This window comes from Arthrobacter methylotrophus (genome assembly GCF_039539965.1).
GTDB classification, from domain to species: Bacteria; Actinomycetota; Actinomycetes; order Actinomycetales; family Micrococcaceae; genus Arthrobacter; species Arthrobacter methylotrophus.
In genome coordinates, this window is the sequence record NZ_BAABED010000001.1 from 1,436,924 (window position 1) to 1,456,423 (window position 19,500).

Annotated in this window: 18 protein-coding genes; 6 read left to right on the plus strand and 12 right to left on the minus strand. The window is 64.7% G+C overall.

Annotated elements, in window-relative coordinates; genetic code table 11:
• Nucleotides 1-62: 62 nt before the first annotated feature.
• The 4 genes from ABD884_RS07020 to ABD884_RS07035 all read right to left on the minus strand — a co-directional run bounded on the left by ABD884_RS07020 (nucleotide 63) and on the right by ABD884_RS07035 (nucleotide 2,924).
• Complete coding sequence (locus ABD884_RS07020; protein WP_345041214.1) at nucleotides 63-1,136, minus strand: CehA/McbA family metallohydrolase; 1,074 nt, start codon at nucleotides 1,134-1,136, stop codon at nucleotides 63-65.
• A 212-nt stretch (nucleotides 1,137-1,348) separates the two neighbouring features.
• Nucleotides 1,349-1,627 carry a hypothetical protein gene (locus tag ABD884_RS07025; protein WP_345041218.1) on the minus strand — a complete coding sequence of 93 codons (279 nt, stop codon included), beginning with the start codon at nucleotides 1,625-1,627 and terminating at the stop codon, nucleotides 1,349-1,351.
• 132 nt (nucleotides 1,628-1,759) lie between these two features.
• The gene (locus ABD884_RS07030; RefSeq protein WP_345041227.1) at nucleotides 1,760-2,593 is read right to left on the minus strand and encodes a slipin family protein; all 834 of its coding nucleotides are present in this window, start codon (nucleotides 2,591-2,593) and stop codon (nucleotides 1,760-1,762) included.
• 145 nt (nucleotides 2,594-2,738) lie between these two features.
• Nucleotides 2,739-2,924, minus strand: a complete 186-nt coding sequence (locus ABD884_RS07035; RefSeq protein ID WP_345041234.1) for a hypothetical protein — start codon at nucleotides 2,922-2,924, stop codon at nucleotides 2,739-2,741.
• Between the two features lie 82 nt (nucleotides 2,925-3,006).
• Between ABD884_RS07035 and hrpB the strand changes: the two genes are divergently transcribed.
• The 3 genes from hrpB to ABD884_RS07050 all read left to right on the plus strand — a co-directional run bounded on the left by hrpB (nucleotide 3,007) and on the right by ABD884_RS07050 (nucleotide 8,812).
• Nucleotides 3,007-5,697, plus strand: coding sequence for an ATP-dependent helicase HrpB (hrpB, locus tag ABD884_RS07040; protein ID WP_376955398.1), 2,691 nt, complete (start codon nucleotides 3,007-3,009; stop codon nucleotides 5,695-5,697).
• A gap of 67 nt (nucleotides 5,698-5,764) precedes the next feature.
• Entirely contained in the window at nucleotides 5,765-6,517 is a 753-nt protein-coding gene (locus tag ABD884_RS07045; protein ID WP_345041254.1) for a M50 family metallopeptidase, read from the plus strand.
• A 120-nt stretch (nucleotides 6,518-6,637) separates the two neighbouring features.
• Nucleotides 6,638-8,812: an elongation factor G-like protein EF-G2 gene (locus tag ABD884_RS07050; protein ID WP_345041258.1), complete on the plus strand. Its 2,175-nt coding sequence runs from the start codon at nucleotides 6,638-6,640 to the stop codon at nucleotides 8,810-8,812.
• A gap of 20 nt (nucleotides 8,813-8,832) precedes the next feature.
• Here the strand turns inward: ABD884_RS07050 and ABD884_RS07055 are convergent, their stop codons facing one another.
• From ABD884_RS07055 to kynA, 8 genes are all read right to left on the minus strand, one after another.
• A complete protein-coding gene (locus tag ABD884_RS07055) occupies nucleotides 8,833-9,525 on the minus strand; it encodes an alpha/beta hydrolase family protein (RefSeq protein WP_345041265.1) in 693 nt (230 codons plus the stop codon).
• A 2-nt stretch (nucleotides 9,526-9,527) separates the two neighbouring features.
• Nucleotides 9,528-10,148 carry an L-threonylcarbamoyladenylate synthase gene (locus tag ABD884_RS07060; RefSeq protein WP_345041277.1) on the minus strand — a complete coding sequence of 207 codons (621 nt, stop codon included), beginning with the start codon at nucleotides 10,146-10,148 and terminating at the stop codon, nucleotides 9,528-9,530.
• A gap of 27 nt (nucleotides 10,149-10,175) precedes the next feature.
• Nucleotides 10,176-10,976: an ABC transporter permease gene (locus ABD884_RS07065; protein WP_345054661.1), complete on the minus strand. Its 801-nt coding sequence runs from the start codon at nucleotides 10,974-10,976 to the stop codon at nucleotides 10,176-10,178.
• A 76-nt stretch (nucleotides 10,977-11,052) separates the two neighbouring features.
• Nucleotides 11,053-12,039: an ABC transporter ATP-binding protein gene (locus ABD884_RS07070; protein WP_345041287.1), complete on the minus strand. Its 987-nt coding sequence runs from the start codon at nucleotides 12,037-12,039 to the stop codon at nucleotides 11,053-11,055.
• Nucleotides 12,036-13,139: a LolA family protein gene (locus tag ABD884_RS07075; RefSeq protein ID WP_345041291.1), complete on the minus strand. Its 1,104-nt coding sequence runs from the start codon at nucleotides 13,137-13,139 to the stop codon at nucleotides 12,036-12,038. The genes ABD884_RS07070 and ABD884_RS07075 overlap by 4 nt, the downstream gene beginning before the upstream one ends.
• Before the next feature lie 190 nt (nucleotides 13,140-13,329).
• Entirely contained in the window at nucleotides 13,330-14,178 is an 849-nt protein-coding gene (locus tag ABD884_RS07080) for a PaaX family transcriptional regulator (RefSeq protein WP_345041296.1), read from the minus strand.
• Entirely contained in the window at nucleotides 14,175-15,413 is a 1,239-nt protein-coding gene (gene kynU / locus ABD884_RS07085; RefSeq protein ID WP_345041301.1) for a kynureninase, read from the minus strand. The genes ABD884_RS07080 and kynU overlap by 4 nt, the downstream gene beginning before the upstream one ends.
• A 60-nt stretch (nucleotides 15,414-15,473) precedes the next feature.
• A complete protein-coding gene (kynA, locus tag ABD884_RS07090) occupies nucleotides 15,474-16,343 on the minus strand; it encodes a tryptophan 2,3-dioxygenase (protein WP_345041308.1) in 870 nt (289 codons plus the stop codon).
• A gap of 166 nt (nucleotides 16,344-16,509) precedes the next feature.
• Between kynA and ABD884_RS07095 the strand changes: the two genes are divergently transcribed.
• The 3 genes from ABD884_RS07095 to ABD884_RS07105 all read left to right on the plus strand — a co-directional run bounded on the left by ABD884_RS07095 (nucleotide 16,510) and on the right by ABD884_RS07105 (nucleotide 19,496).
• Nucleotides 16,510-17,949, plus strand: a complete 1,440-nt coding sequence (locus tag ABD884_RS07095; RefSeq protein WP_345041312.1) for an aspartate kinase — start codon at nucleotides 16,510-16,512, stop codon at nucleotides 17,947-17,949.
• Nucleotides 17,950-18,060: 111 nt separating this feature from the next.
• Complete coding sequence (locus ABD884_RS07100; protein ID WP_345041320.1) at nucleotides 18,061-18,435, plus strand: aminotransferase class III-fold pyridoxal phosphate-dependent enzyme; 375 nt, start codon at nucleotides 18,061-18,063, stop codon at nucleotides 18,433-18,435.
• The gene (locus ABD884_RS07105; protein WP_345041326.1) at nucleotides 18,432-19,496 is read left to right on the plus strand and encodes an aspartate aminotransferase family protein; all 1,065 of its coding nucleotides are present in this window, start codon (nucleotides 18,432-18,434) and stop codon (nucleotides 19,494-19,496) included. The genes ABD884_RS07100 and ABD884_RS07105 overlap by 4 nt, the downstream gene beginning before the upstream one ends.
• Nucleotides 19,497-19,500: the final 4 nt, after the last annotated feature.

Below are 19,500 nucleotides of genomic sequence, written 5' to 3' on the forward strand. Positions count from 1 at the left end.
ATTTCCGACGCGAGGGAGGCCCTGTTGGTAGGGGTACTGGCAGGGCCTCCCTCACGCAGCTGCTAGCTGTTACCGAGGAAGATGGGGTTCGTCAGTGCCGCCATGGGGCCGAGCGGAATGACCGTACCCATCTCCGTGCCGCTGCCGGAGGTGCCGTCGATCTTCGGATGCCGGACCTCTACACGCACGTACGCCGCGAGCTGCGGGGTGGTAACCCACGTGCTTGTTCCTTGGCCGGACGCGGGAAGCGTGACCTGCTGGGTCTGTCCTTCATCCGTGATGAAGCGTACGACGCCGTTCGGCACGCCGGCGATCTTCGCCGTCACCGTGACGGGCGTGTCTGCCGCGACGTTGAGCCGGTCTCCCACGGAGGCGCTCTTGCCGCCGGACGTGACCTGGAAATCCACCGAGATGTCAGCGGACTCGGCGATCCAGTTCCGTCCGTTACGGATGCCGTCCAGCAGGGCATCGCGGGACAACGCCGCGGCGTTGACCACGTTGTGTGGGAGTCCGATGACCTGCGGTGCACTGTGGGCGTCGCTGTTACCCATGGCCGGGAGCCAACGGCCACCCGTTCGCGCGGAGTGGGCCAGCATCGAGTCCCAAGTGTTGACGGAGGACTCGTCGTCCAGGGTCCAGGGGCCCGTCCATACCTCGACCGCGTCGGCGTCGTCATATCCGAATTTCCAGCGGCAGGCGACGTAGGGGCAATAGGGGTGGGCCGGGACAACGATTCCACCGGAGGCGCGGATCCGTTGGGCTTCCTTCTCGAATCCCTTGTCTCGGGCCCGGTAGCGCCAGTCGATCCATTCGCCCGGCTCCAGGCCGAGGGCGAGGTAATGGCCGTTCCGCGTGGTGACTTCCTCGCCCGTGAGGATGAGCAGGTCGTTGCCGGCGAGAGGCCCCCACACCCCGTGCGACGCGGGCGTGTTGTGGTCTGTGGAGATCATGAAGTCGAGACGCGCGGCACGTGCGCCCGCTGCGACCTCCTCGGGGGTGCGCTTTCCGTCCGAGTAGACCGTGTGTAGGTGGGCATCGCCGCGGTACCAGGCCGCGCCGCGGCCCGCGATCTGCTGCGGCGGGTACTGGGGCGTGAATGGCGTGCCGTCGGGCCCGTACTCAAGGGTGACGTTCACGGTGTAGCCAAGTCCTTGCTCGGCAACCTGATACGGGCCGAGGACAATGTTCCACGTGCCTTTTCCGATGGAACCCGGCAGGTAGCCCGGCGTCGTATCGCCCCCGACGCTGATACTGAATTCTGTCCGGAAACCGCCTGACCAGCCACGGAAGCCCTTGCCCGCGAGGTCGGTGCCTTTTTCATCGAAGATTCCGATGTCGCACGCATTGCCTAGAAACCCGGGGCCACCTGGGGCTTGCTGTAGGTGTAGGAAACGCTGATCTTGTTGACACCTGCCGGCACGTCGACCGGCAAATACACGAAGTCCGCGGCTCCGGGCTCAAGGTGGCCGGTAATCGTTTTGGTCTTGCTGGTTCCGGTCGCGGCTGCCGCGAAAGACACCGGCGCGAGGGTCAAAGCGGCGCCGGTCAATGCAGCGGCCAGAAAGCCGCGCCGGGAAGGGGAGAAAAAGACATTGTCGCCCGCATGGGCTTTGCATGGTGAAGTCACCCGCTCGATGATGCCGACGGTTACTGAACAGTAGGCAAAGCGAGTGAGAACGCCTCATGAAACCATGTCAGAAGCAAACCGTGTCCGACTAGTGGACCCGCTCAGCTTTGGCCCCTGCCGTAAGATCCATTTTCATCCCGCAGCCATCGGTCGTCTGGTGACAGTCGCCCTCGGCGCTTCGGCGGCCTTTGCAGCGGCGGATTCGCGGGAAAGGAATGCTCCGAGCTCACCGATGGTGCTCATCAGGGGCGCAGGGAAGACCACCGTGGTGTTCTTGTCCACGCCGATCTCCACCAAGGACTGCAGATTGCGCAGTTGCAGGGCCAAAGGGTGGGCCATCATGGTGTCGGAGGCCATACCAAGTGCTGCGGCGGCAAGGGACTCGCCTTCGGCGGCAATGATCTTGGCGCGCTTCTCACGCTCTGCCTCGGCTTGGCGGGCCATCGCGCGCTTCATGCTGTCCGGCAGTTGGATGTCCTTTAGTTCCACGAGGGTCACTTCGACGCCCCATTCCAATGTCAGTCCATCCAGAATCTGACGGATGTTGGCATTGATGACATCCGTTTCTGCGAGTGTCTCGTCGAGCGTGTGCTGCCCCACCACCTTGCGCAGCGTCGTTTGGGCGATTTGGTCAATCGCGGAGTAGACGTTTTCGATGGCGAGCACGGACTTGATCGCGTCCACCACCCGGAAATAGGCGACGGCGGAAATGTCCAGGCTGACGTTGTCCCGTGTGATGATCCCTTGGGATTGGATGGGCATGGTCACGATCCGCAGGGAGACTTTCCGCAGCCGGTCGACGAACGGGATGATGATCACGAGTCCCGGGGTCCTGAGGCCCTGGACCCTTCCGAGCCTCAACAGGACACCACGCTCGTACTGCGTGACAATGTGGACAGCCATCGAAAACCAGATGACCAGCAGGACAATCAAGACAATCAACCAGGTGATGGAGTTCGCTGTCATGGCCGCTCACCTGCTTCGCTGCTAGGTGCTGATACGTTCATGGCGGGGATCCTTCGGGGGTTGCAGTGTTGCTGAAGCGGGAGCCCTGATCCCGCGCGATGTGAAAGGAGCGCCCCAAGCGGGACGTTCCTTTCACCCTTGTGGACTAGACCCTTTCGCGGGTCCGGTCGATCACCGGTTCCGGATCGTTCGTGAACTCACGATGGCGGCGTGGGAATTCCCAGAACTTGAAGTCCTTGGCGTCCACCTTGGGCTCAGGGCGTTCCTCGGGTTCCCGTGAGGCATCTTTCCTGATGTCCCGCTGGAAATCCTTGCTGTACCCGTAGCACATCACTGACCTCCTTCTAGCGACTGCCCTTTAATCGTCCTCCCGATCGGGCATGCCGTCCACTTTCACGGCCTGTTCCGCATGTATGCACAATGGAGGGGTGAATTCCCCAACCGTCGCCCGGGACTCCGCGCCTACTTGCCGCCTTTTCGACCTGGAATCCATCGGGGCCGGGCTGGTCTTCGCAGACTCCTTGGGGGAACTCGCCCAGGCGTTGGCTGCAAGCGGATCCGTGGGAACCGCCGTCGTTCAGGCACCTCCGGGGACGGGAAAGACAACGCTTGTCCCGCCGCTGCTCGCGAACATCGCCGCCAGCGTGGCGAGCGGGGACGAAGGTCCCCGCATCGTGGTGACCCAACCACGCCGGGTCGCTGCCCGTTCCGCCGCACGGCGCCTCGCCGCCCTTGACGGCAGCCGCCTCGGTGACCGCGTCGGGTATACGGTGCGGGGAGAAAGCAAGACGAGCCCTGGAACCCTCATCGAGTTCGTCACTCCGGGGATCCTCTTGCGTCGCCTGCTCGCGGATCCGGGCCTTGAAGCGACAAGCGCCGTGATCCTTGATGAGGTCCACGAACGCGGCCTGGAGACAGACCTGCTGCTCGGAATGCTCATCGAGGTCCGTGAGCTGCGGGACGACCTCACCCTCGTGGCGATGTCGGCAACCCTTGACGCGCCACGGTTCGCTTCCCTGATCGGAAAGCACGACGGCGGCGGGCCGGCACCCGTCGTCGACTGTCCATCCGCGCTCCACCCCCTGACCGTCGACTGGGCGCCCGCGGCAGGTCCGCGGATGGACGGACGCGGCGTGACGCGCGCCTTCCTGGACCATGTGGCGGACACGGCCGCGGCGTCGTACACGGACACACTCGCAGCTGATCCGGACATCGACGCCCTGGTGTTCGTCCCGGGTGCGTGGGAGGTCTCCTACGTCGCTTCCCGGCTCCGTGCCCGCCGGGCTTCGAGGGTACCGGACGCGGAAGTATTGGAGCTTCACGGACAGGCAAGCCCGGCGGAACAAGACCGGGCTGTTTCCGGCCGGAATCCCGGCGACCCTCCCCGCATCATCGTCTCGACTGCGCTCGCCGAATCATCCCTGACAGTTCCGGGAGTGCGTTTGGTTATCGACTCGGGTCTGTCCCGGGAATTACGGCGTGATTCCAACCGCGGCATGTCCGGCCTGGTCACGGTCTCCTGCTCCCGCGCGTCCGCCGAACAGCGAGCCGGACGCGCGGCACGCCAAGGCCCCGGGCGCGTGGTCCGGTGCTACGAACAAAAGGCCTTCGCTGCCGCGCCAGCCCACCCCACACCGGAAATTGCGTCCGCGGACCTCACAGGCGCCGCGCTGGTCCTGGCCTGTTGGGGATCACCCGGTGGCAGGGGACTGGCACTTCCGGACGCCCCGCCGCAAGCCGCGATGGATGAGGCGATCGAAGTGCTCCGGGAACTCGGAGCGATTTCGCCGGACGGTCTTGCCACCGAGCTGGGAAAGACCCTGGCCAGGATTCCCGCTGACCCGCGCCTGGCCCGCGCCTTACTGGATGGCGCCGCCACGGTCGGTCATCGTACGGCTGCGGAAGCGGTCGCCCTCGTGGCAGGTGACCAGCGTGCTCCCGGAGCCGATTTGACGCGCCTCCTGGCCACGCTCCGGACCAGCAAGGATCCCGCGGCCAGGCGGTGGGCGGAGGATGTCCGACGGTTGGAGGCGATCGCGCGGCAGGAGACGTCCGCCGTCGCACCTTCCCCGCCCACGCCGGCAAGCTCGTCATCCCCGGCGAGCGCCGCTGAAGCCTTGGGGTTCGTCGTCGCGCTCGCGTTTCCGGACCGCGTGGCGCGCCGCGTTCCGGGGACGGGGCCTGAGCGCTACCTGCTGAGTTCCGGCACGCGGGCCGGCCTGCCATCCGGCAGTCCCCTCGCCCGGCACGAATGGCTCGCGGTGGCCGAAGTATCCCGCGCGGGCGGTCGGGATGCCGCAGGGACCGGTGCCGTCATCCGTTCGGCCGCGCCGGTGGCTGCGGACACCGCGGAGGCTGCCGCCAGCCATCTCCTCCTCGATACCGTGGAAGCAGAATTCACGCAGGGCAGGGTGACTGCCCGGCGCGAACGGCGACTGGGGGCGATCGTACTTTCGTCCACACCGGTGAGGCCCTCCCAAGACGAAGGACGCGCCGCCGTGGCGCGCGCCTTGGCAAAGGAGGGCTTGGGCACCATCGGGTGGTCGACGGCCGCGGATTCCTTGCGTCGGCGCCTAGCCTTGCTGCACCGCGAACTGGGTGCTCCTTGGCCGGACGTCTCCGAGCCGGCGCTGCTGGCCCGGCTGGACACCTGGCTGGCACCCGAGCTTGAAGCGCTCGCCGGAGGAGCGGGGACGAACGGGATCCACTTGACCGAACCGCTGCAACGGCTGCTGCCGTGGCCGGAGGCGGCACGTCTTGGCGAACTGGCGCCGGAATGGCTTGAGGTGCCGAGCGGTTCGCGGGTGCGAATCGACTATCCGGACGTGGCGGACGACGGCGGGCGGCCGGTAGTGGCGGTCAAGCTGCAGGAATGCTTCGGCTGGGCTGAGTCGCCCCGCGTTGCGGGCGGCCGGGTGCCTGTGCTGTTCCACCTGCTTTCCCCGGCCAGGCGACCGCTCGCCGTGACAGACGACCTGGCTTCCTTCTGGTCCGGCCCCTATGCGCAGGTACGGGCGGAAATGCGGGGCCGCTATCCGAAGCACCCCTGGCCAGAAGACCCCTGGACTGCGCCCGCCACGGCCAAGACCAAACGGAAGATGTGAGGCAGCAGGCGGCGGTTCCAGCGGTCTGAAAGGCATTCACAGGCTTCTTCTCTAGGATGCCACGGTGATGAACATGGAATTGCGTCCTGCTGACCTGGTCAACGATTGGTGGCAAGCCGTGCTGCGGGGATTCACCACGGCAGAGGTCCCGAGCATTTCGACGCCTGTTGTCTTGGGGATACTCGCTGCGGCCGTGGTACTGAGTATCCCGCGGGTCACATGGCGCTGGTTTGGCCTCTATGTGACCTTCGTGCATGAACTGGGGCATGCGTTCGCCGCCCTCATGACGGGGCGGGTTGTTCACGGGCTCCGGATTGGACTCGACCACTCCGGGCAGCTCCAGAGCAGCGGGCGCGGCAAGTTCGGCGCCGCCTGGTCCGGGTTCTGGGGCTATCCCTGCCCCGCGGTGGTGGGCGTTGCCCTCATCTGCTCGGTGTCAGCGGGACGATCGGGCGCGGCCATGTCCATCGGCGCGTTGGTCCTGCTGCTCGCGCTGATCTTTCTCCGGAATTTCACCGGTATCTTCGTCGCGCTCTGCAGCGCGGCGATCGCCCAGTTGCTCGTCATGTTCGCCAGTGCCTCCACGGTGAGCCACGTGGTGCTGGGGCTCGGCATCGCCCTGGAGGTAGGCGCGATTCGGGATTGGTTCAAGGTCGCATCAGTCCACACCCGGCGTCGGGACCGGCTCGCGTCCTCGGATGCCTACATTCTGGCCCGTTCCACCGGCGTGCCGTCGTTGCTGTGGCTCGTGGCTTTCGCAGTGGTCATCGGAGCAAGCGCGGCCTTGTCAGCTCGTGTGGTGTGGGGCATGCTCGCCTAGCGGCCGGCACCGGGGTTTCGGCACAGTCTGCCTGCCTTGCTCTTGCCGTGCGCCGGTGGAGGGTGTGGAATCGGTTAGCAAGGGACGCGGGGGACTCGGCTGCTATTCCAGGAGGTGCTCATGTCGGTGAAAGGCTCAGGCAGTGCAACGAAGGGGGCGAACCGGACCAACCCCGATCTTCGGCGCGCGGACCCTTCCTCGGCGGCGGCCGCGCGGCCCGAAAACATCCGCAATGTCGTCTTGATTGGCCGCTCGGGCGCGGGGAAGACAATGCTGCTCGAGTCTCTGCTCTACGCCTCCGGCGTCGTCACCCGCATGGGTTCGATCGTTGAAGGCACCACGGTGAGTGATTCGGAAGCAACGGCCATCCACCAGCAACGATCCATCGGACTCTCAGCAGCGCCGCTGGCTTTCGACGACATCAAAGTGAATCTCCTCGACACTCCGGGCTACGCCGATTTCATGGGCGAATTGCGTGCGGGGCTGCGCGCGGCGGACGCGGCGCTGTTCGTTGTGTCGGCCGTGGAGGGCTTCGACGCCGGAACCACCTCACTGTGGAACGAATGCGAGCGCGTCGGAATGCCCCGTGCAGTGGTGATCAGCCGGCTTGATCACCCGCGGGCGAACTACGACGCCGTCCTCGCCGAGTGCCGCGGAGCGTTCGGTGACTCGGTCCTGCCCCTTCATTTGCCGATGCGGAAAGATGACACAGTCTCCGGATTGCTCGGTCTGCTGTCGGGGTCGGTTTCGGAGTACACCGCCGGGGATCCACGACCCGCAGTTCGTCCCGCGACGAAGGAGGAACTAGCCAGCTCGGACGGTATCCGAGGTGAGCTGATCGAGGGCATCATCTCCGAGAGCGAGGACGAGACATTGATGGAGCGCTACCTCGGGGGAGAAGAGGTCCCCCTCGAGACCCTCGTGGAGGACTTGGAGACCGCGATCGTCCGAGGGACCTTCTTCCCTGTGCTGGCAAGCTCCTCGGCAACCGGAGTGGGCACGGCCGAGTTGCTGGAGGTACTCACCCGGGCGTTTCCGGCTCCCACGGAGCGGAACCTGCCCACGGTAACCGACCTGAGCGGGACGGAAGCCGCGCCCTTGACCTGCGATCCGGACGGCCCGCTCCTGGGCGAAGTGGTGCGGACTACCGTTGACCCGTTCCTGGGGCGTGTGTGCTTGGTCCGGCTCTTCTCGGGGACCCTTCGCGAGGACTCGGCCGTGCACGTAGGCGGGCACGGGCTGGCTGAAAGAGGCCACCCCGACCACGATAGCGACGAGCGGATCACCCACCTGTATTCGCCGTTGGGGTCCAGCCTTCGCCCGGTTCCGTTCGCAGTAGCCGGGGACATCTGTGCGCTCGCGAAGGTGGCGAGCGCCGAAACGGGAGACACCGTTTCCGCCCGCGAGGCTCCGCTGCTGGTGGAAACCTGGGACATGCCCGAGCCGTTGATGCCGGTCGCGATCGAAGCGGCCTCGCACGGCGATGAGGACGCACTGTCCAAGAGCCTGGCCAAAGTCGCGGCAGGAGACCCGACTCTGCGGGTCGAGCGCAACGCTGAAACACACCAGCTGGTCTTGTGGTGCATGGGGGAGGCGCACTCGGAGGCGGTCCTGGACAGGTTGCGCGAACAAGGAGTGAAGCTGCAAACGGTGGACGTCATCACGCCGCTGCGCGAGACATTTGCTACCCGGGCCACCGGCCACGGGCGCTATGTCAAGCAATCGGGCGGCCACGGGCAATACGCGATTTGCGATATCGAAGTGGAACCGCTTGACCGCGGGGCAGGATTCGAGTTCGTCGACCGGATTGTCGGCGGGGTGATCCCGGGAACGTATGTGGTTTCGGTCGAGAAAGGCGTCCGCGCGCAGATGAACAAAGGGGTGCGGGCCGGGTTCCCGGTGGTGGATATCCGGGTGTCTTTGGTCGGCGGCAAGACCCACAGCGTCGACTCTTCGGACGCGGCGTTCCAGGCCGCGGGCGCGCTCGCCTTGCGGGAGGCTGCCGCCGCGGGCAGCATCCAGCTCCTGGAACCGATATCGGCCGTGGCCGTCCTCGTCGCCGATGATCACGTAGGGGCCGTCATGAGCGATTTGTCCTCCCGCCGCGGGCGTGTCACGGGAACCACCTCCGTAGGCGGGGAAATTACCGAGATCAGTGCGGAAGTTCCGGAACAGGAATTGCTGCGGTACGCGATCGTGCTGCGGGGACTGACCGCCGGCAGTGGTCGATTCCGCCGCGAGTACTTGCGGCACGAGCCGCTGCCGCCGGGGATCGCTGTTGCCGCGAAGGCTTAATGCCTGCTTCTGCGGGTGGCTCAGCTGTTCTTGCGAAGGAATGCCGAGACCGGTGCAGCCAGGGACGCCCCGATGTCCGCCGCGCTCTTCTTGACCCCGGCGCGTTCAAAGGAATGGTTGCCACCGTCCCACCACTCGATGGAGGCGGTGGGGCCGATTCGGGCCACGACGTCTTCGAGGAGCTGCGGAGTCGCGAAGGTATCCCGGGTGCCTTGGAGGAACAGCATCGGCAGCGTGAGTCCATACAGGTGCTCGTCGCGGAGCTTCTCCGGTTTCCCTGGCGGGTGCAACGGGTAACCGAGGTAGACGAGTCCGGACGCGGGCATGCCCTCGGCGACGGCCATCGACGCCATGCGACCGCCGAAAGACTTTCCCGCAGCCCATTGAGGTTCGCCCTCTGAACGGGACGCCGCTAATTCCATGGCGGCTCGCCAGGCAGCGATCGCCGCAGGCGGCCGGTCGGGGAATCTCTTGCCGGCTTCCCGGTAAGGGAAATTGAAGCGCAAGGTCGCGACGCCGTCGTCGTTCAATGCGCGGGCGAGGCCTTCGAGGAAGGGATGCTCCATGCCCGCCCCGGCTCCGTGGGCGAGCACGAGGGTTGCGAACGGTTTGTCGGGCCGGGCGTAGATACCGGAAACCTGGGTGCCTTCAGTGTCTTCAGTGTCTTCAGTGTTTATCGTGTTTATCGTGATACGGGTTTCGGCGGCGTCCATGCTCACTCGAAGCGTGAGGGATCGCCGGTCCCGCGCCGCACCACTTCAGCCGTGCCGCTGGAGAAGTCCACCACGGTTGTGGGTTCCGCGCCGCAGTCGCCGGAATCGATCACCGCATCCACCAGGTTGTCCAAGCGTTCCTTGATTTCCCAGCCTTGGGTCAAGGGTTCTTCTTCGTCGGGGAGTAGCAACGTGCTGGATAGGAGCGGCTCGCCGAGTTCGGCCAGCAGGGCTTGGACGAAGTTATGGTTCGGAATCCGCACGCCCACCGTCTTTTTCTTGGGGTGCAGGAGCCTGCGCGGGACTTCCTTGGTGGCGGGCAGGATGAACGTGTAGCTGCCCGGGGTGACGGCCTTGATGCTCCGGAATACGTCGTTGTCGATCATGACGAATTGGCCAAGCTGCGCGAAGTCTTTGCAGACCAGTGTGAAGTGGTGCTTGCCGTCGAGCTGGCGGATCGAGCGGATCCGATCGAGGGCCTCCCTGTTGCCTATTTGGGCGCCGAGTGCGTAGCAGGAATCGGTGGGGTACGCGATCAGTCCGCCCGACCGCAGGATGTTCACCACCTGGGCAATTGCGCGTGGTTGAGGGTCCTGGGGGTGGACGTCGAAGAATCTTGCCATGCCATGAGCTTACGGGCACGCCGTACTTCAGGACAGGACATCCTTGCTCGTGAACTTGCCATAGGCCACAGCGCCGGCAGCCACGATGTAGCCCGCCTGCAGTAACGCGTTGTCCCCGAAGCTCGTCCAGGAGATGGGTTGGCGCAACAAGTCTGCGAAACCGAGCCAGTAGTGGCTGAACAGCCACGGGTGCAGCCAGTCCAATTGTGGTAGATTGTCGGCCACCTGCGACACCACGGACAGCACAACGGTTGTTGCCATGGCTCCGACAGGGACGTCGGTAAAGGTGGAGATTGCCAGCCCGATAGCGGAGAGCCCGAGCAACGACACGGCAATATAGGCAGAGATCAGCAAGGAACGCACCACGGATTGCCCGACGTCGATCGTGTCGCCGGAGAGCAGCGTGACGGGACCCACCGGGAAGAGTGCGACGCCGGCCAGCGCACCGGCGGCGGCCACCGTCAGGGTTGCTGCCAGGCAGAACACCACCGCGGCTGCGTATTTGATGAGCAACAACCGCATTCGTCCCGCCGGCGCCACGAGCAAGTATCTGAGCGTGCCGAGATTCGCCTCTCCTGCAATCGTGTCGCCCGCCACTACCCCGACCGTGAGGGGCAGAAACAAGGGAACGGAAACGATCATCGCCGTCACGCCGACGAAGAGCCCGTTTTGGGTGATGCGGTCCAGGAACGGTGGCCCGCGACCCGGAGCGACGGGATGCGAGCTCAGCTTGACCGCAGCGGCAATGAGGACGGGAATCGCTGCGAGCGCCAGCAGCATGGCCCATGTCCGCAGCCGTCTGAACAGGACCGAGAGCTCCGAGGCCAGGAGCGACCACGAGCTTGATGGCCGGGCGCCTGAAGGCCCGGCGCCGGGCGTGCCCGGGAAGGGTTCGGTTCCGCGTTCAGCCAGCAATGTCGAAGCCCTCTCCGGTGAGCGAGACGAAGCGCTCCTCCAGGCTGGCGTTTTCCACGCCGAATCCCCGGACCCGGACGCCGTCCGACACGAGGGCAGCCACAATGTCCTCGGGAACCACACTGCTGCCCGGCGGCCCGGTGCTCACGAGGCTCTGGCCATCGGGACCGGACGAGCCGGAAGGAGCTGCTGACAGTTCCGGCCGCAAGCCCAAACGGGACAGGACGCGGACAGCGGCCTCAACATCGGGCGTATGGAGTCGGATCGTGGCCTTTCCCGCGGCGCGGAGATCGTGGAGGGTTCCTTGCGCCACGAGTTTGCCTACACTCATGACGCCTACATGTGTGCACATCTGCTCCACTTCCGCAAGGAGATGGCTGGAAACGAACACTGTGGTGCCACCGTCCGCTAGGGAACGGACGAGGCTCCGCACCTCGCGGGTCCCTTGTGGATCAAGGCCGTTGCTTGGTTCGTCCAGGACGAGCAGTTCCCTCGGCCGCAGCAGGGCGTGGGCGATCCCCAGGCGTTGTTTCATCCCGAGGGAGTAGGCGCGGACCTTCTTGCCTGCAGCGTGTGTCAACCCCACCCTCTCGAGGGCCTCCTCCACGCGTGCCGCCCGGGTCCGGCGGGAAGCGTGCAGATCGGCGCTGTCCAATCGCCGAAGATTCGCGGCCCCGGACAGGAAAGGGTAGAAGGCCGGTCCTTCCACCAACGAGCCGACGTGGGGCAGGACTGTTGCCAGGTGGCGCGGCATTTCGCCGCCAAGCACCCGGATGTGGCCACTCGTGGCGGCTGCCAGACCAAGCAGTAGGCGGATGGTGGTGGTCTTGCCCGAGCCGTTGGGACCGAGGAATCCAAAGACCGAACCATGGGGAACTGCCAAGTCGATTCCGTCGACGGCGTCCCGGTGGCCGAAGCGCTTGCTGAGGCCTTGTGTTTCTATCGCCAGTTGCGCTGGCGGGGATCCCTCCGTCATGAGGCGGCGGCTGCGGCCTGCAACCGCTCAAGTGGCACCATTCCCGCGAAGATGCGGCCGTCGTCGAGCATCAAGACACTCACCAAGCTGGTGGTCAGCGCCCGGCCTCCCGGCACGGCCTGGCTAAGCTGGGCCGTCATGGGAGCGGCACGGACGTCGGTGGGCATGGTGCCTGCGGGCAACGCGACTACCGCGTCCCAGCCGCTGCCTGTGATCGACGGCTGGCCTGTTGCTGCTTTGGTTTGCGGCCCCTGGCCGGTCTTGTCCGGGAATGCACGCATTTGCGGGGTTGCTTTCTCCTCCACTGCGGCACCGCGCGGCGGGGTGAAACTGAACAAGCCGGCGTCGGGCGTTGACAGGCTCACGTCGGTGAAGGCGATCGAGAAGGCCGCTGCGGCCTGGCCCCGGGCCCTGACGTCGACGCCGAGCGGCAGTCCGGAGGCGGAGTCGACGGCGATGGTCACGGATTCGACGAGTGTCCCGGTGCTGCGCGGCTTGATCACCAGCTGGTAGGCGGTGCGGCCGGCCACCGTGGTTCCTTCTCCTACGGTCACTTCGGTGCTCGGCCCGACTGCGGCGAGGAAGTGCTGCGCGACGACGTCAGGTGTGGTCACTCCGGGAGTTGCCGGAGAGTGCAGGGCCGGGCCCGGTTTTGGCTCCACGGGCAGCGTCATATGCGCAGCACTGTTGTCGGCCGAGTTGTAGAGCCAGAGATTGGTGCCATTGCGGACGAGGTCACGCTCGGCGAGCATGTCCATCACTTGGAACCTGGCCTTGGCAGGGCCGTCCATGTAGACCCGGGCCGTGTGTGAACCGCTCAATAACTCGATGACGGAAGCCGGGCCCTGGGTGGCAACCGGTCCAGTGGAGGGGAATTGGGGGAGTCCCAGATCGGAGTTCTGTTGAAGCGTTCCGGACAAAGCACGGACGTCAGAGCGGGCGATCATTGCGATGACTTCTTCGGCCGTTTTATTCGGCAGGCTCGTCGCAGCTCCCGCTTGATATGAACCAGCCAGGGCCGCCGCAGCAAGGGCTAGGGGAACCATAGCGGCGGGCAACCAACGCAACCAGACGCGGGTCATGGCAACCTCGCGAACCATCCACTACAGGGGAAGTTCATGATTCAAGACTACTCCTGGTGCCCGGGGTGATCACGTGCTTCCTCAAGGTAGGAGTCCTGGCCGGTCTATGCAGGAATCCGCAGGGAGCACGAACTAAGCCCGGCCCGGCCAGCTTCTGCTTCCATGTGCCGGCCGGACTCCCGAAAGAAGCCCAAAATCCGTTCCGCGGCTACATCTTCAGGGTGGTCCGAACGAATTCCGCACTAGGCCTTGCATAGGCGGCCCCGAGGCGCTCGAACAAAGCGATTCCGGCCATGCCGGGCCAATCCTCGGGAAGGAATTCCGCAGGTAGCCCTGGATCGAGGTAGGGAATGATCCGCCAGCGGTCGATACACCGGACATATCGGGCAAATGTTCCGGCGGAGGGCCTAGGAGAGGCTCCGCACGGGCCCCCGGCATCGGCCGCTGAGCCATGATGCCCGATGAAGTCGCGATGCAGCTCTGCCACGGCCTCCAAATCCCACCAGGCCGCGGCCGCGTCGCGGAGGCTGCCGCCGACCAAGGGGGTCTCCGTGACGAACACCGTAGCCAGGGGGCGCAACTCGAGGTCCGCCAGGATCTCCTCCACTTCCTCGCGGAGCGAATCCGGGCAGATCCACAGGCCGGCTGCCACCGTGCCGCAGCCAATCCAGTGCAACCTCCGCCGGAGTTGGTGCCGCTTTTCCCGCTCGGTTTCCGGGATGGAAAAGGAAATCAGGCACCAACTGTCTACGGGTGACATGTGGCGGGGGTTGAAGATCCGGCGGTCCCCGCGGGCAAGCATCGCTGCGGCGCCGGCGGTGACCGCGAAGCCGGGAAAACCGAGACGCAGCTGAGGAAGGATGATGTCTTTTTTCTTCAAGCGGGATAATGCCGTCCGGGTTACAGCCGCGGTAACCCCGAGGGCCTCCATGAGGGCGATGATGTGCCTGGTGGACATCCATCCGCCGGCCTCACGCAGGTACAAGCCGATGACCGTGCGTAGCAACGACGTGGTGCTTCCCGGCCGGGAGTCCATGTCGTCAAGGACAGCACTCACAAGAGTTCGGCGAGGGCGTCACGGATGGCGGTTACGCCCAGCTCAATCTCGGCAAAACTGGTGCTGAGCGGCGAAAGGCCGATCCGCAGACCGTGCGGCGGACGGAAGTCCGGGATGACGCCCTGCTCCCACAGTTTCTGTGTCACTTCGCCGAAGAGGGGATGGTCGACCGTGACGTGGGAGCCCCGCTCCTCCGTGTTGCGCGGGCTGACAATCTCGGCGCCGAGCGGGACCAGCATCTCCTCAGCCAAGGCGACTGCGTACTCGGTGAGCTTGATGGATTTCTCCCGGACGGCATCCATGCCGACTGACGCGATCAGTTCCACCATGTCCTTGAGCGGCTGCATGGCGAGCACTGAAGGAGTGCCGGTGATGAAGCTCCGAATGCCTTTGGCCGGCTGGTAGCTTTCCGTCATGCCGAAGGGGTTGTCGGCCCCCATCCAACCCCAAATGGGTTGTTGCAGGCGGTCCTGCTGCGATGCGTTCACATAGGCGAAGGCGGGGGAGCCCGGGCCGCCGTTGAGGTATTTGTAAGTGCAACCCACCGCGAGGTCTACGCCCCAGGCGTCCAGTTCGACGGGAACTGAACCCACCGAATGGCACAGGTCCCAGAGCATGAGCGCCCCGGCGTCCTTCACCATGGTAGTGATCGCCGCGGCATCGGCGAGGAAACCGGAACGGTACGCTACGTGGCTGAGCACGACGACGGCGGTCCGCTCGCTGAGCAGGCCCTCTAAGTCCGTGGTCCGGACACCGGAGGCCGGGTTGGAAGCGAGCCACTTGATGGTGGCGCCCTTTTCGGACGCGATGCCCTCGATGATGAAACGGTCGGTGGGGAAGTTGTCCCGGTCCACCAAGATCTCGTTGCGGTCCGGCTGCGCATCCACTGCTGCGCGGATGAGCTTGTAGAGCATCACCGACGTGGAGTCACCCACGGTGACCTGGCCGGGAGCCGCGCCCAGGGTGACGACGCCGATCCGGTCACCGACTGTGGTGGGCTCGTCCATCCATTGTTCGTCCCAGCCCCGGATCAGGCGGCTGCCCCAGGCGTCCTCGACGAACGAAGCCAGCTTGGTCGAAGTGGCCTTGAGAGGGCGCCCGAGCGAGTTCCCGTCCAAGTAAGCGGTGAGCTGGCCGTCTGCCGGGGAATAAAAGGCCTCACGCTGCTCGGCGAGGGGATCGGCGGCGTCGAGTTCTGCCGACGTCGGCCGTTGCGTTTGCTGCGCGCTGTTCATGTCTCTCCTGAAGGAAACTGATGGGGTTGCTGGACGTGCTGGCTTGGCTGGAATTGCTGTTCAGTTGCCGATTTCGGTGCGGACGGCGTAGAGCTCCGGGAAGAAGGTCAAGCCAAGGGCCCGCTTGAGGAAGTCGACGCCTGAGGAGCCGCCCGTGCCCACCTTGAATCCGATGGTTCGCTGCACCGTACGCAAGTGGCGGAAGCGCCAGGTCTGGAAATTGTCCTCGATGTCCACGAGGTCTTCGCATGCCTCGTAGAATCCCCAGGGGGTGTCTTCCGATTCGTAGATCTTTTGGAAGACGGGGACTAGCTCCTTCTGGAACGTCCACGGTTCGCTGGTGTCCCGTTCCAGGATTTGAGGGGGAACGGCGTAGCCGGCCCGCGCGAGGACTGCGAGGAAGGCATCGTAGAGCGTCGGCTCCTCCAAGAGGGTGCTGAGCTGGCTGTGCGCTGCCGGATCGCTCTCGAAGACCCGGAGCATGTCGCGGTTCTTATTGCCCAGCAGGAACTCTACGCCGCGATACTGGTGGGACTGGAACCCTGACGAGCTGCCCAGGAAGCGCCGGAATTCGGAGTACTCGCGCGGTGTCAGGGTGCCAAGGACTGACCACTGTTCCGTCATGGTCCGCTGGATCGCCTTGACCCGTGCGATGCATTTCAGGGCCTTGGCAAGATGGTCCGCATCAAGGAGCCGGCGGGCTTCAAGGAGCTCGTGCAGGACGAGCTTGAGCCATAGCTCGCTCGTTTGATGCTGGATGATGAACAGCAATTCGTCATGGTGTTCAGGGGTACTCAACGGGTGCTGGGCCGTCAGCAGGCGGTCAAGGTCCAGATACCCGCTGTAGGACATGGCCTGGCTGAAGTCGGTACGGACCGAATCCTCGATGTGCCTGATGCTTTGGGCGGAGTGGCCCGTTGGTTTTTCCATGTCTTGAGCGTATCAGTTATGTGACGGGCGTCAATATAGTGAATTTATGAAAAGCCTTGGTTGTTGCGAGTCTTCCTAAGGTTCCTTTTTGTTGCCTGAGTGAACCGCTCGCGAGGTCTATACGTTGTAAAATCGGCAAGGGGGTATGCGGGCTCCAGGAGGCTCCATGTACCAGCAGACAGTCAGCATCCGAGATATATCAGCAGGCAGTCAGCATTCGGAGGTAGTTGGACCAGAACACCGCCTCGGTATCGAACAAAGTGCGCTTCAAGCGCACACAAAACTTCGAGGCCGGGACCTCATAGTGCAGAAATACGGGGGATCCTCCGTGGCCGACGCGGCAGCCATCAAGCGCGTGGCCGGGCGGATCGCTGAGACCCGGGCGGCCGGACACCCCTTGGTGGTCGTGGTGTCGGCAATGGGCGACACCACCGACGAACTTCTTGACTTGGCAGTGTCCCTGAGTCCCAGTCCTCCCGCAGACGAGCTTGACACCTTGCTGACCACCGGCGAGCGGATCTCGGTGATGCTCTTGGCGATTGCATTGTCGGACCGGGGGGTTCCGTCCCGGACTTTCAGCGGAAAGAAAGCCGGACTGGTTACCGACGGCGTCCACGGTAAGGCACACATTGTCGACGTCGACCCGCGCCGTATCCGCGCATGCCTGAAGCGCGAAGAAGTTGCCATCGTGGCCGGGTTCCAGGGAAAAGGGCTCAAGAAGAAAGGGGTCACCACGCTGGGCCGGGGCGGTTCAGACATCACTGCGGTAGCCTTGGCCGCCGCCTTGGGTGCCGGGATGTGCGAAATCTACACCGACGTGGACGGCGTTTACACCGCGGACCCCCGCGTCGTTCCCAAGGCACAAAAAATCGACGTCATTTCAAATCCGGCAATGCTGGAACTGGCTGCCTCCGGCTCCAAGGTGCTGCATCCCAGGGGCCTCGAGTATGCCAGCCGGTTTGGCGTCCCCCTCCATGTGCGCTCTTCATTCAGCCGTGCAGGGGGAACACTGGTCATGCCCGTTCAGGACCATGGACCCGGCCGTGACCATAAGCCGACATGGGACCATAAGCCCGACTGGGACAGGGTTCCGGTTGTGGAGCAGCCAGTGGTCTCCGCGGTTGAGTGTGACTCGTCGATGGCGATGCTGACAGCGGTGGGAGTAGCAAACGTAGCCGGAAAGTCCGCCGAAATATTCAGGATTCTTGCGGATGAGCATGCCTACGTCAGCATGGTCGTCCAGAACGCGTCGTCCGGGAATGCAGGTGGAAGCGATATTTCCCTGGCACTGGCCCGCCGTGACGCGCACCGTGTGCGGTCGGCGCTCTCCGCATCCCAGGTGGCCATTGGCTTCCGCGGACTTCACTACGACGACGAAGTCGGCAAGTTGTCGCTGATCGGGCTGGGGATGCGCACGGATGCCCAGGTATTTTCCCGGCTCTTCAAAGCCCTGTCGGACGCCGGCGTCAACATCGAGCTGATTTCGACGTCGGACATGTGCATCGATGTCACCATGCGGGCGGCCGTGCTTGAGGACGCGAGGCGCGCCGTTCGGTCAGCCTTCGGGCTGGAGTATGCCGGGGAGGAGGCCGTCACTGCGACTTAGCGGGGCCGCAGCGCCGGCTCCCCCTTCTCCCCGTGGCCAAGAGGAACGAACCGCGGGAAGCGCTCAGTCATGGATCCGCCTTGCGGATCCATGGGATAAGGACCTATTGCCATGAACACTCTCCCGCAGCAGGCAACACTGACCTCGGCGCACGTCACCGGACCCCTCCCAGGACCCAGATCCGCCGAAATGTTGGCGCACCAGGAACGCGCCGAGTCCAGTGCCAGGACCTACCCGCGGCATCTGCCCATAGCGATCGCCGAAGGCCAAGGGGCCTTTGTCCGGGACATGGACGGCAATGTCTTCATCGATTTCCTGTCCGGCGCCGGAGTTTTGTCCCTTGGCCACAGCCATCCCGAACTGGCTGACGTTGTCGCCGGTCAGGTGCACAGTTTGAGCCATGGACTTGATTTCCCGACACCGGCGAAAGACGCCTTCACGAGGGCACAGCTGTCGATGCTCCCCGGGGACTCGCCGACAGGATGAAGATCCACTTCTGCGGACCGACTGGTGCGAATGCCGTGGATGCTGCCATCAAATTGTGCAAGACGGCTACCGGGCGCGCGGACATTGTGTCGTTCCAAGGAGGGTTTCATGGCAGCAGCGCCGCGGGCATGGCGTTGACCGGGCTCGTCGAACAGAAGCGCCCGGTAGCGAACGGGATGCCCGGAGTGCACTTCTTCCCGTTCTCCTACTGCTCCCGGTGCCCGGTTGGCCTGCACCGGGCGACGTGTTCAACCAACTGTGTCCAGTTCCTCGAAAATTCCCTCAAGGATCCCCTCGGAGGCATTCCCCTTCCTGCGGCCGTCATTATGGAAATGGTCCAGGGCGAGGGCGGGGTTGTCCTGGCGACGACGGAATTCGCTCAAACCGTGCGCAGGGTGACCCGGGAGCTGGGGATTCCGTTGATTATCGACGAGATCCAGACCGGGTGCGGCCGTACCGGGACGTGGTTCGCGTTTGAGCAGTTCGGAATCGAGCCGGACGTCATCATCGCTTCCAAGGCCCTCAGCGGAATTGGCCTCCCCGTTGCGCTGATCATCTACAGCAAGGAACTGGACTGCTGGCTCCCCGGCGCGCACACGGGCACGTTCCGAGGAAACCAGCTCGCCTTCGCGGCGGGAGCCGCAGCGGTAGAGGTTATCCGGCGCGACGATGTTCTCGGCAACGTACGCAGGCGCGGGGAGCAGATACGCCGGCTATTGAGTCCTTTGGCCGTCAATCCCTGGGTGCGCGAGGTTCGCGGCCGCGGCCTGATGTGGGGAATCGAACTCGCCGATCCGGAGACAGGCCGCCCGGCAGGGGACATGGCCCGTGCAGTTCAACTCAGCGCCCTCGAGCTGGGCCTGATTCTCGAATGCGGTGGCCGGGACGACGCCGTGGTCAGGCTCCTTCCCCCGCTGAACATCACGGAAGAGCTCGTCGAGGCCGCATGCAAGCTCCTACTGGCCGCTATTACCGAACAAAGTTCCAGGGCGGGTCAAGCGGCTCTTGACAAGCAAGCGGCTCTCGCCGCCAACAAGACAACAGGCGAAGCGGCCCCCTAGGGCC